12 protein-coding genes are annotated in these 15,602 nt (G+C 77.4%); 8 read left to right on the top strand and 4 right to left on the bottom strand.

What is annotated here, in order from left to right; all coding sequences use genetic code 11:
- Nucleotides 1-7: 7 nt before the first annotated feature.
- From IEY75_RS13915 to IEY75_RS13905, 3 genes are read right to left on the bottom strand one after another with little or no spacing between them, the layout of a single operon-like run.
- Entirely contained in the window at nucleotides 8-2,185 is a 2,178-nt protein-coding gene (locus IEY75_RS13915) for a YcaO-like family protein (protein WP_189114761.1), read from the bottom strand.
- The gene (locus tag IEY75_RS13910) at nucleotides 2,182-3,954 is read right to left on the bottom strand and encodes a SagB/ThcOx family dehydrogenase (protein WP_189114760.1); all 1,773 of its coding nucleotides are present in this window, start codon (nucleotides 3,952-3,954) and stop codon (nucleotides 2,182-2,184) included. The genes IEY75_RS13915 and IEY75_RS13910 overlap by 4 nt, the downstream gene beginning before the upstream one ends.
- Complete coding sequence (locus IEY75_RS13905; protein ID WP_189114759.1) at nucleotides 3,951-4,937, bottom strand: hypothetical protein; 987 nt, start codon at nucleotides 4,935-4,937, stop codon at nucleotides 3,951-3,953. The genes IEY75_RS13910 and IEY75_RS13905 overlap by 4 nt, the downstream gene beginning before the upstream one ends.
- A 214-nt stretch (nucleotides 4,938-5,151) precedes the next feature.
- On the opposite strand from IEY75_RS13905, the gene IEY75_RS13900 reads away from it, so the two are divergent.
- From IEY75_RS13900 to IEY75_RS13885, 4 genes are all read left to right on the top strand, one after another.
- Nucleotides 5,152-7,122 (top strand): methyl-accepting chemotaxis protein, encoded by a 1,971-nt coding sequence (locus tag IEY75_RS13900; protein WP_189114758.1) that lies wholly within the window; start codon nucleotides 5,152-5,154, stop codon nucleotides 7,120-7,122.
- 257 nt (nucleotides 7,123-7,379) lie between these two features.
- Nucleotides 7,380-8,894 carry a S8 family serine peptidase gene (locus IEY75_RS13895; protein ID WP_189114757.1) on the top strand — a complete coding sequence of 505 codons (1,515 nt, stop codon included), beginning with the start codon at nucleotides 7,380-7,382 and terminating at the stop codon, nucleotides 8,892-8,894.
- Between the two features lie 167 nt (nucleotides 8,895-9,061).
- Nucleotides 9,062-10,798: a hypothetical protein gene (locus IEY75_RS13890; protein ID WP_189114756.1), complete on the top strand. Its 1,737-nt coding sequence runs from the start codon at nucleotides 9,062-9,064 to the stop codon at nucleotides 10,796-10,798.
- A 161-nt stretch (nucleotides 10,799-10,959) separates the two neighbouring features.
- Nucleotides 10,960-11,565: a hypothetical protein gene (locus tag IEY75_RS13885; protein ID WP_189114755.1), complete on the top strand. Its 606-nt coding sequence runs from the start codon at nucleotides 10,960-10,962 to the stop codon at nucleotides 11,563-11,565.
- Nucleotides 11,566-11,607: 42 nt separating this feature from the next.
- Here IEY75_RS13885 and IEY75_RS13880 read toward each other — a convergent pair whose 3' ends face one another.
- Nucleotides 11,608-12,621 carry an ABC transporter ATP-binding protein gene (locus IEY75_RS13880; protein ID WP_189114754.1) on the bottom strand — a complete coding sequence of 338 codons (1,014 nt, stop codon included), beginning with the start codon at nucleotides 12,619-12,621 and terminating at the stop codon, nucleotides 11,608-11,610.
- A gap of 3 nt (nucleotides 12,622-12,624) precedes the next feature.
- Here IEY75_RS13880 and IEY75_RS13875 point away from each other — a divergent pair, with 3 nt between their 5' ends.
- The 4 genes from IEY75_RS13875 (at nucleotide 12,625) to IEY75_RS13860 (ending at nucleotide 15,601) form a co-directional block, all read left to right on the top strand.
- A complete protein-coding gene (locus tag IEY75_RS13875) occupies nucleotides 12,625-13,323 on the top strand; it encodes an ABC transporter permease (RefSeq protein WP_189114753.1) in 699 nt (232 codons plus the stop codon).
- Nucleotides 13,320-14,000, top strand: a complete 681-nt coding sequence (locus IEY75_RS13870) for an ABC transporter permease (protein WP_189114752.1) — start codon at nucleotides 13,320-13,322, stop codon at nucleotides 13,998-14,000. Before IEY75_RS13875 ends, IEY75_RS13870 begins: the two co-directional genes overlap by 4 nt.
- A gap of 173 nt (nucleotides 14,001-14,173) precedes the next feature.
- Entirely contained in the window at nucleotides 14,174-15,205 is a 1,032-nt protein-coding gene (locus IEY75_RS13865; protein ID WP_189114751.1) for a glycine betaine ABC transporter substrate-binding protein, read from the top strand.
- 54 nt (nucleotides 15,206-15,259) lie between these two features.
- Complete coding sequence (locus IEY75_RS13860; RefSeq protein ID WP_229789678.1) at nucleotides 15,260-15,601, top strand: ArsR/SmtB family transcription factor; 342 nt, start codon at nucleotides 15,260-15,262, stop codon at nucleotides 15,599-15,601.
- The last annotated feature ends 1 nt before the right edge of the window (nucleotide 15,602 follow it).

The following is a 15,602-nucleotide window of genomic DNA, read 5'->3' as shown; positions in this document are numbered from 1 at the left end:
GGCGCTCCTACGGGAGAGGGTGCGGGAACGGGTTGTCCGGCGCCGAGGCGAGCGCGAGCCGCTCGGCCACCTGCGCCAGCCGGGGGGAGCCGAGGAAGCGCTGGCGGTGCGTACCGGACAGGTGCTGGAGCCCGGGCACCAGCACCCGGACGACGTGCACGCCCAACTGCCGCACGTCGGGGGTGCTGAGGTCGAGTACCGCGATGTCGTGGCCGGCGGCGCGGACCGCGCCGGCCACCGCGGCCAGCTCGTCGGCGGGGCCGAGGTCCGCCGGCACCTCGGTGACCGACGGCGGCCGGGTGCAGGCGACGGGCTCGGTCGGGTGGACCAGGTACCCGGCCCGGGTGCGCAGCTCCGGGTACCTGGAGTAGAGGATCGCGTGCAGGTTGAAGTCGTCCACGTTGCTGAAGTCGGGCGCGACCTGCCAGTCCTCGTGCTGGCGCAGCAGCCGGCGGACGTAGGTGAGACCCTGGGCCGCCTCCAGGAACGCCTTCTCCACCGCCCGCACCGGCGACCACCGGCACGCGCTGCCGAACGACATGATCGCGCCGTGCGCCCCCCGGTGCTCCATGACGGCCGCGACCACCGGCGCGCGCAGGTCCAGCGACAGGTCGTAGAAGCGCACCCGCCACGACGTGGCCTCCCGGAGCAGGTGCGACACCGCGGACGAGGCGGCGACGACCCCGGGGGCGACGGGCCGGGGCGGCAGCCGGTACAGCCAGGAGACGGCCAGCGCGTCGCGCTCCACCACCTCGCACAGGCCGCCCAGCACCGCCTGCTCCCAGCTCGGCCCCGCGGCCAGGCCGGTCGAGATCGAGGGGCCGATCGCCGCCTCGCCGGGGACGCGGCGGTAGTGCAGGTGGGCCTGGGAGGCGGGCACCCACACCGGCTCGTCCGTGCCGAGCCGGGCGGCGCGGGCCCACCGCAGCGGGGTGTCGGCGGCGAAGGGGACGAACGGGAAGTCGGGCTCGGCGTACTGCGCCGGGCTGAACAGGCCGAACCGGTCCGGGTGGACGGCCTCCTCGCCGGCCGCGGCCAGCGCGGTCCAGGTCGCCAGCCGCAGCGTGTCGCGGCGGTACAGGCCGGCCGCGTACCGCTCCAGCGACTCGCCGACGGTCGACGCCAGCGCCGCCGCCCGGGTGAACCCGGCGCCGCCGTTGCGGGTGACCCGCATCGGCTCGCGCAGCAGCGCGAAGTTGGCCGAGGTACTGCCGCCGAGGTAGATCGCCGGCCCGCTCTCGGCCCGGCGCACGCTGACCGCGTGCACGATGCCGACGACCGGGTCCTCGGCGTCGGCCAGGCCGGCCACGGGCTCGGGCGGCGGGGCGCCGTCGGCGCAGGCGCAGGTGGGTACGGGCAGCAGCCGGCGGGTGCCCCCCTCGTCGTCGGGGCCGGCGCACCAGCGCAGCTCCTGCGCGTCGTCGGCCTCCGGCGCGGCCGACCAGGCCAGCGCCCGGCGCGCGACGGCCCCGATCAGCCGGGCCACCGTCCAGGGCGGCGCGGCCTGCGGCACCGGCGCGGCGCCGGACTCGGCCAGGAAGCGGGCGTACGCCCGCAGCGTCGGCCCGTTCACCGCGTGCGAGAACAGGCGGGTGCGCAGGCAGTGGAAGCAGGCCGACAGCCGCGTCGGGGTCCACAGCGGGCCGACGAAGGCGGCGCCGTCCTGCGCGAGGCCGTACGCCAGGTGCGGCCGGCGCTGCGCGACCAGCGCGGCGTGCAGGGCGCCGGTGCGGGGGTCGAACAGCGAGGTGGTCCCGACGACGGCCAGTTCGCCGTCGCGGGCCGGCGCCGGCTCCTCGCCCGCGGACCGCACCTCGGTCCCGGGCAGCCGGCCCAGCAGCGCGACAAGCTGGTCGGTCAAGGCGGGCGGGCCGTGGACCGCGAAGCGCCCGGCCGGGCGACCGTCCACCGGCCGGGCGCCGGTGCTCAGCACGCCGTGCGCGGACAGCCCCCGCAGGAGCATCGTCAGCTCCTCCTCGGGTACCTCGGCGGCCAGGTCCCGGACGAGCTGGCCGACGGCCGTCGGGGTGCGCAGCCGCGGCAGCAGCCGCTCGGCCAGCACCGTCAGCCGCGCGCCCCGGATGCGCCGGACCTGGGCGGCGGTCTCCAGGAACCCCTCGCGGTCGTCGAGCACGTGCAGGCGTACGTCGTCCGCGACGTAGACCACGTCCGATGGGGCGGTCACGGGTTCTCCTTCCTGGCGGGAGTGCCGGCCGGGCCGAGCAGCGTGAGGTACAGGGCGGCGTCGTCCACCCCGTCGACGCCGACGAGGCGGTTCAGGTCGTCGTCCACGAAGGCGACCATGGGGTGGGCGGCGAGCCCGGCGGCGTTGGCGGTGAGCACGACGCTCTGCGCCAGGTGGCCGCAGTCCAGCAGCGCCATCCGGTAGCCGCGCTCCCAGTACTTCCACTGGGTCCGGCGCAGCGCGGCGACGTACACGACGACGGCCGCGGCCTGGGTGACCCGCGCGCCGTAGCCGGTGGCGCCGGCCAGGTCGGCGAGGCGGACGTCGGACCGGACGAGCTGGAGTTCGCCGGCCGCCGGGTGGAAGTAGTAGAGGCCCGGCGCCACGCCCTCGACGCGCTCGACCAGCAGGAACAGGTCCACCGCGTACAGCCCGCCCGCGGCGGGGGTGGCCCGCAGCGGGAGGGTGACGTCGTCCCCGGTGGCCCCCGCGCCGGTGACCCCGTAGGTGAGGTGCAGGACACCGGCCAGGGCCGCCCGGTCGATGGACCCGCCCGTCATGGGCGTCCACGAGCGGCGGCGCAGGATGGTCTCCCGCAGCCCGCGGACCGGCAGGTCGGGGTCGGGGCGCAGCCGGTACCGGAGCCGGGCGTGCCGGAAGTCCCGGTAGGCGCGCCCGATCAGCAGGCGGGTCGGCCGGCCCATGTCCCGGATGTCGACCCGCGGCAGGGTGCCGAAGGCGGCGCGGACCTTGGAGTGCTCGTGGTAGGTCCGGCCCGCGGCGACCCGGGAGCCGGCGAAGGCCAGCGAGAGCTGCGTCGGGGCGGTCAGCCGCAGCGCCGGTACGTCCGGCTCGTCCCAGGGGCCCGGCTGCCCGTCGCCGTCGGCGTGCCGGCCCGGCGGGCCGGGCCGGCACGGGGTCGGCGCGCCGTCGTCGAGCCGGACCTGCACGAGGGCGGCGTCGTCGGCGGCGCGCAGCACCCGGGCCGAGGGCCGCAGGCCGTGCCGGCGCAGGAGGTCCCCCAGCTCGGCCCGGTCGGCCCCGTCCTGCCGCAGGCCGCCCAGGTCGACCTCGCCGGCCGCGCCGGGCGCGGCCCGGCCGCGCGCCGTCGGGTCCTCGCCCCGGGCACCCCGGTCGCCTCGGGTGCCCCGGTCGGCGTGGTCGGCCCGGTCGGTGTGGTCGTTGCGGTCGGTGCGGGTCAGGTCGGCGACCGCGAGCGCGCGCCGCACGCCGTCGAGGGCGGCGGCGACGGCCCCCGGTACGCCGAGGTCGCAGGCCAGCGCCGCGTACCCGCGCGGGTCGCCGTCGAGCCGGGCGACCGCCCCCACGACCGGCACCCCGCACACGTCGCCGAGCAGGTAGCACGCGACGCTGCCGGCGACGTCCGCCGGGTGGCGCCAGGGCCCGGGCAGGGCCGGCTCCCAGCCGGTGAGCCGCCGGACCGGGCCCGCGCCGGGCGCGAACCGCCGGGCGAGGGCCCGGTACAGCGCCCGGACCACCGCCGCGTCGACGTCGCCGGCCGCGGCCACGGCGTCCGCGCCGGGGGTGCGCAGCCGGGCGGCCGCGGCGGCCAGGTCCCAGCCGACCGTGCCGGCGTCGGCGGCGGCGGCGACCTCCAGCACGGGGACGGGGTGGCCGTGCAGGTCCAGGTCGCCGCCGCCGTGGGCCGCCGGGACCAGCGCGGCGGCGTGGCCGGCGCGGTACAGCGGCACCGGCAGGTCCCGGACCGCCAGGCCGAGCGCGGCCACGCACCGGGCGGCCGGGGTCACGCCGGGACCCACGCGTCGGTGACCGCGCCGGCCGGCGCGCAGTCGGGGCAGTACGGGTCGCGCCAGTACGCGACGGACGCCTGCTCACCGGTGAGCGCGTCGAGCGTGGTCGCCCGCCCCCACGGGTGGCTGTCGCCCATCGGCACGTACGTGCGGAACGCGAGGTGGCTCAGCAGCCCGGCCAGCCAGCGGACGCAGCCGGGCTGGAGCGTGAGCCACGTGTCGGCCACCCCGACCGGCCCGCCGTCCCCCGGCGCCGCGCCGGGCGCCGGGGCCGGCCGGCCGTCGCCGGCCGCGTCCTCCGGCGGGCGGTGCGGGTCGGCGGGCAGGCAGCGCAGGCAGGCCGTCTGGCCCGGCATGATCCACGGGCCGAGGCGCACCCGGCGCGGGTCCACCAGGACCGGGACCCAGGCGGCGCCCGCCGCGCAGTACCCCTTGTTCGCGGCGCGCAGGCCGGCGGGCCCGCCGGTCTCGAAGACCACGGTCAGCGCGGTGTCGTCGCCCGGTCCGGCCGCGGGCGCGACGGTCAGCCCCTGCGCGGCCAGCGCCTCGGCGGCGGGGCCGGTCAGCGCCGCCGGGCCGCGCAGCGCGACGGGCCGGGCCTTCACCGACGTGAACAGCGGGTCCGGCCGCGCCACCCGCCGGGCCAGGAAGGTGTACAGCCGCCGGTCGCCCTCGGACTCCACCGGCGCCGTGCCCGGGGCGGGGGTGAGCAGCACGCCGAGCTTGACGAGCTGGGTCACGTACGGGCGGATCCGCGCGACCTCGGCCGGCTTGAGCTGGGCGTCGATCGGCCGGCTGCGGCGCAGCCGCGGGACCAGCGCGGCGACAACGTCGCGCAGCGGCCCGACCTGCTCCGGTGCCATCCGCAGCACGTACCGCGCCGCGCCCACGCGCAGCTCGACCTGCCCGCGGGCGGCCGGCGCGCAGGCCACGTCGGTGGCGCCCACCGCGATCGTCCGGCAAACCTCGTCACTGGTCACGTACAGACCGTAACGACGGACCACAGTGGCGCTCGACCTGGAAAGCCTCAGCCCTTTCCTACGGATCCCCGTGGGCGTTGCTGTCCAGGACCCCGGTTGTCTGATGAATTGTCCGGTATCTGGGACGGGTGCCCGGGGCCCGCGGCCGGGAGCCGGTGCGGCGGGATTCGGTGAATGCCGGGTATCCGTGCGCTGGAGCGGCGAGGCTGTGGGCATGGACGCCCTGTTCGCGCCGGCCGCCGCCCTGCTCGGCCGCCTGCGGTACGCGCAGAAGGCCATGGTGGTGGCCGCCGTGCTGTTCCTGCCGCTGGCCTTCGTGACGCTGGGTTACGTCAACATCCAGCGCGGGCAGGTGGCGTTCAGTGCGCTGGAGCGGGAGGGGATCGCCTACCTGCGGCCGCTCCAGGAGCTGGGCGCGCGGGCGGTCGACGCCCGGCACCGCGCGGTCACCGGCGCCGCCCCCGCCGGGGCGGAGGTGGCCGCGGCGGTCGCCGCCGTGGACGCCGTGGACCGGCGCCACGGCGCCACGCTGGAGACCACCGCGGCCTGGACCGCGGCGAAGGAGAAGCTGTCCGCGGCCGGGCGGGCCGCGCCGGGCCAGCCGACGCTGACGGCCTACGGGGAGGCGCTGGACGGGCTGCTCGGGCTGGTCGTGCGGGTGTCGGACAAGTCGAACCTGACCCTGGACCCGGACCTGGACACCTACTACATCATGGACGCCCTGATGTTCCGGCTGCCCGTGCTGCTGGACGCGACCGGCCGGGCGGTCGACACCGCCGCGGTGCACGCGGCCGGGCCGGAGCCGGCCCGCCGGGCCGCCCAGTTCGACCTCGCGGTGGCCAGCGGCGCGATCCGCGGCACCCGCGACGCGGTCGCCACCGGCATGGAGACCGGGATGGCCAACACCGCCAGCGCCGAGTTCCGGGCGGCCGGGCCGGTGGTGGAGCGGACGCTGGCCGCGGTCACCGCGGTCCTGGACGAGATCACCGCGGCGGCCCGGACCGGCGAGCTGAACCGGGTGCGGCCCGCCTCGGCCGACCGGGTGCGCACGGAGGTCGCCGGCCTGGCGGGGCTGCTCGCCCCGCTGGAGGACCGGTTGATCGCGGTCCGCATCGACGGCTTCGAGGCCAACGCCGCCCTGGTCATCGGCGCCGGCATCCTGGGCGTGCTGGTGGTGGCGTACCTGCTGGTGGGGTTCTACCGGTCCTCGACCGCGCCGCTGCGCCGGATGGTGGCGGCCCTGCGCGGCCTGGCCGAGGGCGACCTGACGGTCCGGGTGGAGAGCGACACCCGCGACGAGGTCGGCGACATGGCCACCGGGCTGCGGGCGGCGATCGACCGGGTCCGCGACCTGCTCACCGCCCTGCGCGACAACGCGCGGGACCTGACCGGGGCGTCCGCGGAGCTGTCCGCAGTCGCCGACGGGCTGGGCGGCACCGTCACCGACACCTCGGCGCGGGTCGCCCAGGTCCGCGGTGCCTCGACCCTGGTGGGCCACAACGTCGAGACGGTGACCGAGGGCACGGCGCAGATGAGCAACGCCATCACCGAGATCTCCAGCGCCGTCACCGCCGCCCGGGAGGTCGCCGACGACGCGGTGCGCGCCGCCGGGGTCTCGCACACCTCCGTCGCCCACCTCGACCGCAGCACCGCCAAGATCGAGGATGTGGTGGCGGTGATCAGCGGGATCGCCAACCAGATCAACCTGCTCGCCCTCAACGCCACCATCGAGGCGGTCCGGGCCGGCGCGGCCGGCCGCGGCTTCGCCGTGGTCGCCGACGAGGTCAAGCAGCTCTCCAGCAACGCGGCCCGGGCCACCGAGGACATCACCGGCCGGGTCCGGGCCATCCAGCAGGACACCGGCGCCGCCGTCGACGCCATCGCGCACATCACCGCCGTGATCGGCCGGATCAGCGACATCCAGGCCTCGATCACCTCCGCGGTGGAGGAGCAGACGGCCACCACCGCCGAGATGGCCCGCAGCGTCCGCGAGGTGGCCGCCGGCTCCCGGGCCATCAGCGGCGAGCTGGACGGCGTCGCGCACAGCGCCACCCGGACCGCCGAGTCCGCCACGGTCACCCAGCAGGCGGCCACCCGGCTCACCCGGGCGGCCCAGAGCCTGGACGAACTGGTCGGCCAGTTCCGCACGGGACCGCCCGAGGACGGCGGCCGCACCCGGGGCTGAGCCGGCCCGGCGCTCCGGCATATGTATGTCTGTGAATATCTGAGCCTCCGGCAGACATCGATGTCGGTCTAACCTACGAGCACCGCCGGATCGGCGACGCCGCGCTGGCAGCGCCCCGCGCCCGCATGCCGACCACGCTGTGGGTCGACGCCCGGGGCGGGGTCGCCCGGGTCGGCGTGCCTGTCCGGCCGTCGCCGTCCGCGGGCCGCGTCCCGCCACCCCCGGACGCGGTCGATCCGATCCCTGGAGGAATGGACATGACCCGCGACTTCCGCCGCCGCGAGGCGCGCCGCACCCGCCGCCTCGCCCTCCTCGCCGTCCTCGCCGTGCTGGCGCCGACCGCGGTCCTGCCGGGGGCGGCACCGGCCGGCGCGGCGCCCGGCGCGGTGTACCGGCCGTTCGACAAGCCCGCCCGCACGGTGCTGCACACCGGCGACAGCCGCAGCCACCTGCACGTCAAGTTCGCCGAGGGCACCGACGTGCGGCTGCGCGCCGGCCGGCTGACCGCGCCGGGGGCCGACCTCGGCGCCGTCCGCGCGGTGGTGGGCCGGTCCACCCGCGCGGTGGAGCGCCTGTTCCGGCAGTCCGAGCAGGACCTGGCCGACCTGACCGCGACGGCCGCGCAGCGCTCCGGCCGCCGGCAGGCCGACCTCAACCTGTGGTACCGCGCGGAGCTGTCCCCGGGCGCCGACCCCGCCGCCGTGCTGGACGCGCTGAACGCGCTCCCGCAGGTCGAGATCGCGGTGGCCGAGCCGCTGCCGACGCCGCTGCCGGCCGCGCCGGTCGCGGCGCCCGGCGCGGCGGCCCGCCCCACCCCGGACTTCGTGCCGACCCAGCGGTACCGCAACGCGGGCGACGGCATCGACGCCGACTACGCGGCCACCGTCCCGGGCGGGACCGGCCGCAATGTGCGCGTGCACGACATCGAGTACGGCTGGACGATGGACCACGAGGACCTCACCAAGCTGGCCCGCCCCGGGGCGCTGGTGCCCAACGGCACGCCGAAGATGTCCGACCCCAACCACGGTACGGCGGCGATGGGCGAGCTGATCGCCGACGCCAACGCCTTCGGGGTCACCGGCCTGGTCCCCGACGCCCAGGCGCAGCTCACCAACGCGATCAACGAACGCGGGCTGGACCTCGCCGCGGCGATCGTCACCGCGACCCGGGCGCTGCGGCCCGGCGACGTCATGCAGTTGGAGCAGCAGATGAACGGCTGTGCCAACCAGTACGTGGCGGTCGAGTGGAGCCCGGCGGTGTACGACGCCATCGTCGCGGCGACGTCCTCGGGGGTCATCGTCGTGCAGGCCGCCGGCAACGGCGGCGTCAGCCTGGACGCGGCCTGCAACGGCAGCCCGTTCCCGCGCGGCAAGCCCGACTCGGGGGCGATCATCGTGGGTGCCGGCGGCGCGGGCGCGGGCCAGAAGTGCGGCAAGCCGCGCGAGCGGCTCGGCTTCTCCACCCACGGCGCCCGGGTGGACCTGCAGGGCTGGGGCGAGTGCGTCGTGACGGCCGGGTACGGCAACCTCCAGGGCGGTGCGGTGACCAGCCAGTACACGGCGCGGTTCTCCGGTACCTCCAGCGCGTCGCCGATCGTCAGCGGGGCCGCGGCCGCGCTGTCCAGCGTCGCCCGGGAGCGCGGCCGGACGCTGCGGCCGACCGAGGTCCGCGACCTGCTCAAGCGCACCGGGACGCCGCAGGTCGGCGGTACCGGCAGCAACAACATCGGCCCGCTGCCCAACCTGAGGGCGGCGATCGCGGCCCTCGGCTGACCTCGGCCGACCCACTCGGCGGTGCCGGCGAAATGGTCGTGATGCGGTAGTTCGGTCCCAGGGTCGAGCCGCCGGCGGGCTGTTCGGCGCGGTATTGGGGCCGCGGGCGGCGGAACGCCCCGGCCCGGCCGACAGACAGCGGCGGGCGCGCCGTCGATCGTATGGCGATGCGAATCACATTCGCGTTCATCGGTCGACGGCTCGCCGCGACGCTGGCCGCGGTGGCGGCGGCGACCGCCGCGGGCGGCGCCGCGGTGCCGGCCGCCGCCGCGGCCGCCGGCACGCCCCGGGTCACCCTCACCGCCCTGCCCACCACGCTGGTCGTCGGCCGCAGCTACCCGGTGACGGTCACCGTCACCGGGCTGCCCGCCGCCGCCCGCACCGTGTCGCTGGGCCTGCGCGGCACCGGCCACACCGGCTGCGCGCCCGCGCGGGTCGCCGCCGCGCGCCTGCGGGCCACACTGAGCTGCCGGCTGCGGGTGACCCCCGGCGCCACGCTGTTCGCCCAGGCGGCGGCCACCGTGGGCGACCGGCGGTACGCCGGCAGCGCCGTGCGCCGCACCGTTCGCACCCCGGTGACCACGACGATCGCGGTACCGGCGACGCTGCGCTGGCGGACGGGCGCCACCCTGCGCCTGACCGTGGACGCCCCCCTGCTGCGCGCCGGCACCCGGCTGACGGTGGGGGTCGGCGGGAGCGGGGTGCACCGCTGTCCGACCCGGACGCTCGCCCTGCCCGGCACGCACCGGCTGACGGTCGCCTGCGCCGTCCTGCCCATGCAGGTGGCCGTCGCCCGCCTCCGGGTGGCGGTCACCGCCCCGGCCGCGACGCTGCTCGCCACCGGCAACACCGAGCGGCGCCCGGTGCACGACGCGGTCGCGGTCAGCGCGGAGGCCGCGCGCGCCGAGTGGGAGGAGCGCACCGACAGCCAGCTCGCCCGGGACCTCGCCGCCGCCGGTGCGCCCGTCCTCACCGGGATCGGCCAGGTGGCCATGTGGCTGGAGCTGCACACCGGCGGCGCCGGCTGGCGCAACGCGCGGGCCCGCGACCTGCGCGACCGGCTGCTGGCGCTGCGCACCCCCGACGGCGGGTACGGCATCGGGCGGGCCTGGGACGCGTTCGGCGACGGCTCCACCAACCCCGCCGACACCACGTACAGCTACACCATCGCCAACGTCGCCGGCCCGCTGCTGCTGCGCGCGTGGCTGGCCGGCGAGCTGCCGGACCGGTACCTGCGCGAGCCGGTGGACGCGCTGCTGCGGGCGCCGGCCGCGCCCACCCGCACGCCGGGCGGCGCGTGCATCGGGTACTCCGCCCTGCCCGAGGACGCCCGGGTGTGCGTCCCGAACGTGTCGTTCGGCAGCGCCCGCTTTCTCGCCGACGTGGCCCGGGAGACCGGGTGGGAGGTACCGGGCCTCGCCGACCGGGTGGCGGCCGTGACGCGGACGATCCCCGAGCTGTACCTTCCGGCCTCCGGCGCCTGGCCGTACCTGGCGGGGCGCACGAGGCCGCAGGACCACTCGCACAACGCGTACACGATCCGCTCCGTCCTGGCGCTCGACCCGGCGTTCGGGCGGCGGGCGCTGGCCGCGTTCACGGCCCACCCGCTGTGGTGGCTGCCCGCCACCGCTACCCAGGGCTCCAGCACCCCGTACCACCGGCACATCGGACTGGTGCAGGTCGCGTGGACCGACTGCCGGTACGCCCGGCACGCCCAGGTCCGCGACGCGTTCGCGCAGATCTCCGCGCAGTACTCGGGCGCGAACGTGGCGCTGTGGGGGTACCGCGTCCTGGAGACGTGCGGCTACCCGCCGCTGACCGCCGTCCGCGGGACGATCTGGGAGCGGGCCGGGCCGGCCGCCGCCGCCACCGCCCGCCCGCGGGCACCCGCCCGCCCAGGCTGACCGGTCCGCCGGGGCTGGGTCGGCGCCGCGCGGGGCCGGTGTCCTCGTAGGAGTGGTCGGCCGGCGCCCCGGTGGGAGAGTCGCGCGTTCGCCCGCGCGGCCGGCGGGGGCGGCGTAGTGTCCGCGCTGGCTACGGATGCCGATCCTGACGTGGAGGTGCCATGTTCATCCAGTTCATCCTGGGAAAGGCCGCGGACCGCGCGGCCCTCAAGGAGTCGTTCGCGCGGTGGGCGACCGAGCTGGGGCCGGGCGCCGGGGGCTGGCTCGGCAGCACCGCCGGCATCGCCGCGGACGGCACGTTCGTCGCGACGGCCATGTTCGACTCCGCCGAGGCGGCGCGCCGCAACAGCGAGCGCCCCGAGCAGGGCCAGTGGTGGAGCCGGACGGCGGCGGCGTTCGCGGGCGAGCCGACGTTCGTCGACTGCACCCACTGCGGGACGGTGGGCGAGGGCGCCACCCCGGCGGCCGGCTTCGTCCAGGTCATGCGCGGCACCAGCACCGACCCGGCGCGCGCCTACCGGCTGATGGCCGAGTCCGAGCAGCAGATGCGCGACTTCCGGCCCGACGTGCTCGGCGCAGTGTACGGCTACACCGACGACGGGGCCACCCTCGACGTCATCTACTTCGCCTCCGAGGCGCAGGCCCGCGAGGGCGAGCGCAAGGAGCCGCCGGCCGAGGCGACCGAGATGATGGCGGAGATGGGCCAGTTGTCCAAGGTCGACCAGTTCATCGACCTGCCGGAGCCCTGGCACCTCGCCCCGCGCTGAGCCGCCGTCGGCGCCCGCGCCGCCGGTGGGCGCCGGCCCGCGTCAGGCGGTGCCGCCGGCCGCGCCCGCGGCGAACAGGTCCGCGCGGCTGACGGTACCGACGGTCCGGTCGCCGTCGCGGACGGCCACGGCGGGCGCGTCGGCGGCGAGCATCGCGCTCAGCGCGTCGTACAGCGACGCGCCCAGCGGCACCGCCGGCAGGTCCGCCGCCCCGGGCGCGGGTGACCCGTCCGCGGCCGCGGGGCGCAGCGCGGCGGCCACCGGGGTGACCGCGAGGCGCCGGACGCCGCGGTCGGCCCCGACGAAGTCGGCCACGAACGCGGTGCCCGGCGCGCCGAGCAGGTCCGCGGGCCGGGCGTACTGCTCCAGCCGCCCGCCGGCCGACAGCACCGCGATGCGGTCCCCGAGCCGGACGGCCTCGTCCAGGTCGTGGGTGACCAGGACGATCGTCTTGCGCACCTCGGCCTGGAGCCGGCGGAACTCGTCGCGCAGCCGGCCCCGGGTGACCGGGTCGACCGCGGAGAACGGCTCGTCCATCAGCAGGACCACCGGGTCCGCGGCGAGCGCCCGCGCGACCCCGACCCGCTGCCGCTGGCCGCCGGACAGCTCGTGCGGGTACCGCCGCCCGTGCGTGGCCGGGTCCAGGCCGACCAGCTCCAGCAGCTCGTCGGCGCGGCGCCGGATCCGGGAGCGGGGCCAGCCGAGCAGCCGGGGTACCGCGCCCACGTTGGCGCGCACGCTCTGGTGCGGGAACAGCCCGACGTGCTGGATCACGTAGCCGATCCGCCGCCGCAGGGCGACGGGGTCGGCTTCGGCGGTGTCGGCGCCGTCGATCAGCACCCGGCCCGCCGTGGGCGTGACCAGTCGGTTGATCATGCGGAGGACGGTCGACTTCCCGCACCCCGAGGGGCCGATCAGCACCACCAGCTCGCCGGCCGGCACCTCCAGGGACAGCCCGGTCACCGCCTGGGTCCCGTCGTCGTACCGCTTGGCCAGCCCCTCCAGCGTGATCGCGGCGGGGCGGAGCGTGGGGGCGGGGTCCGCGGTACGGTCCACGTCATGTCCCTTCCGGTCGCCGGGGCGGCGCGGGTCGCGCCGGACAACCCGTGGTTCTCCTGGCGGTACGCCCAGGACAATGCCGACGCGGTCCTGGCGGCGCTGCGCGAGCACGTCGGCCTGACCGTGACGGCGGTGCTGGTCGCGGCCGTGGTGGCGGTGCCGCTGGCCGTCGCCGCGTACTGGTTCCGGCCGCTGACCGGGCCGATTCTCGCACTCGCCGGGGTGCTGTACACGGTGCCCTCGCTGGCGTTGTTCGCCTTCCTCGGGCCGTACCTGGGCATCCGGCCGCGCACGGTGCTGGTCGGCCTGGTGATCTACGCGCTGCTCGTCCTGGTCCGCGGCACGCTCGTGGGCCTGCGCGCGGTCCCGGAGCACGTGCGCGACGCCGCCCGCGGGCTCGGCTACGGCCGGCTGGCCCGGCTGCTGCGGGTGGAGCTGCCGCTGGCCCTGCCGGGCATCATGACCGGGCTGCGCCTGGCGACCGTGTCCACCGTGGCGCTGACCACCGTCGGCGTCCTCGTCGGCTACGGCGGCCTCGGCCAGCTCATCCTCGGCGGCTTCGACAACAACTTCTACCGCGCCCAGATCATGACCGGCACCGTGCTGTGCGTCGCGCTCGCGCTGGTCCTGGACCTGCTGCTGGCCGGCCTGGGCCACCTGGTCACGCCCTGGCTACGGCGCGCCGGGGGCCTCGGGTGAACCCGCTGGAGCAGGCCGCCCGCTGGCTCAACGACCCGCTGAACTGGACCAATCCGGACGGGATCCTCGCCCGGCTCGGCGAGCACCTGGCGCTGGCCGGGTCCGCGACGGCGCTGGCCTGCGCGGTCGGCCTGCCGCTGGGGCTGTGGCTCGGCCACCGGCACCGGGGCGGCGGCGCGCTCGTCACGGCCTCGAACGTGACGCTCGCGGTACCGACCCTGGCGCTGCTGACGATCCTGCCGCTGACGCCCCTGGGGTTCGGCCGGCCGGCGGTGGTGCTGGCGCTGACCGTCTTCGGGGTGCCGCCGCTGCTGGCCCACGCGTACACCGGCGTCCGCGAGGTGGACCCGCAGGTGCGCGACGCCGCCCGGGGGATGGGCCTGTCCGGCTGGCAGGTGTTCGCCCGGGTGGAGCTGCCGCTGGCGGTCCCGTACCTGGTCGGCGGGCTGCGCACGGCGGCGCTCCAGATCGTCGCGACGACCGCGCTGGCGGCGCTGGTCGGCGGCGGCGGGCTCGGGCAGATCATCAGCGCCGGCTTCGGTCTGACGATCGCCGCGGGCGGCGGCCAGATCCTGGCCGGCGGCCTGCTCGTGGCGGCCCTCGCCCTACTGGTGGAGGGCGGGCTCGCCGGGGCGCAGCGGCTGGTCGCGCCGCACCGCCGCCGGCCGGCGCCCTGAAACGACGGCGCGCCGGTCCCCCGGGCTCCGGTTGTGGGTCGCCCGGTCCGCGGGTCGCCAGTTGTGGGTGGCCCGGTCCGCGGGTCGCCAGTTGTGGGCGGCCCGGTCCGCGGGTCGCCCGGTCCCGCGCGGCGCGGCCGGCGCGGGTGCCCGCGGCGCGGTAGCGTCGGCGGATGCGGACGTCCTCGCGCGGCCCGGCCGCCCCCGCCCGCCGGCTCCCGGCGCGCCTCGCCCTGGCCCTCGCACTGGCCGCCGGACCGCTGGCCGGCTGCGGCGACCCCGGCTCGTCCGGCACCACCGCGGCGCCCGGCGCCAGCACCGGCGCCGGCTGCGCCCCGATGGCCGGCGACCGGCTGGTGATCCTGGCCGACGACCGCAGGCTCCAGACGGTCGACAACGTCGTCCCGGCAATCTTCGCCCCGGCGGCCACCCCGCCGCTGGTCGCGGCGCTGGACGCGGTCTCGGCCGCGCTGGACACGCCGAAGCTGGTCGCCCTCAACAAGGCCGTCGGAATCGACCGCGTCCCGGTGGCCGGGGCGGCGCGCGGCTTCGCCGAGACCGCCGGCCTGGCCGCCGCGGTGCGCGGCGGCGGCAGCGGCCCCGTCGTCATCGGCGCCGCCAACTTCCCGGAGAGCCAGACCCTGGGCGAGCTGTACCGGATCGCGCTGTCGGCCGCCGGCTTCCGGCCGACGGTGCGCGCGATCGGCAACCGCGAACTGTACGAGCCGGCGCTGGAGCGCGGGGAGATCCAGGTGGTGCCGGAGTACGTGGGCAGCCTGGCGGAGTTCCTCAACAAGAAGGTCAACGGCCCTGCCGCCGCACCGGTGGCCAGCAGCGACCTGGACCGGAGCATGGCCGCCCTGACCGCGCTGGGCGGCGGGGTCAAGCTGGCCTTCGGCAGGCCGTCGGCCGCGGCCGACCAGAACGCGTTCGCCGTCACCGCGGCGTTCGCCGACCGGTACGGCGTGCGGACCCTGTCGGAGTTCGCCGCGAAGTGCACGGGCGCCGCCACCGTCCTGGGCGGGCCGGCGGAGTGCCCGCAGCGCCCGTTCTGCCAGCAGGGCCTGGCGACGACGTACGGGCTCACGGTGGGCCGGTTCAGCGCGCTGGACGCGGGCGGGCCGCGGGTCAAGACCGCCCTGGCCAAGGGCGAGGTCACGATCGGGCTGGTGCTGACCTCCGACGCCCAGTTCGCGGCCGGCTGACCCCGGCGGCGAGGCCCTTGACAACGTACAACCGATCGGTTGTATATTGGAGTCGTGACCGAGGAGAGCGCCGACCGGGCGGACGCGATGTTCCACGCGCTCGCCGACCGGACCCGGCGGGACATCCTGCGCCGCGTGCTGGCGGGGGAGCACTCGGTCTCGGCGCTCGCGGCGGCGTACGACATGAGCTTCGCCGCGGTCCAGAAGCACGTCGCCGTGCTGGCGAAGGCCGGCCTGCTGACCAAGCGCCGCCGCGGCCGCGAGCAGTTGGCCAGCGGCGACGTGGCGGCGGTGCGGTCGGTGGCGTCCATGCTCACCGCGCTCGAACAGGTCTGGCGCGGCCGCATCGCCCGGATCGACGTACTCATCGCGCCCGACCCCGACCAGGAGGATTGAC

Source organism: Pilimelia terevasa (genome assembly GCF_014647915.1).
In the GTDB taxonomy this organism is placed as follows: Bacteria; Actinomycetota; Actinomycetes; order Mycobacteriales; family Micromonosporaceae; genus Pilimelia; species Pilimelia terevasa.
This window is presented reverse-complemented; position numbering and strand designations above follow the sequence as displayed.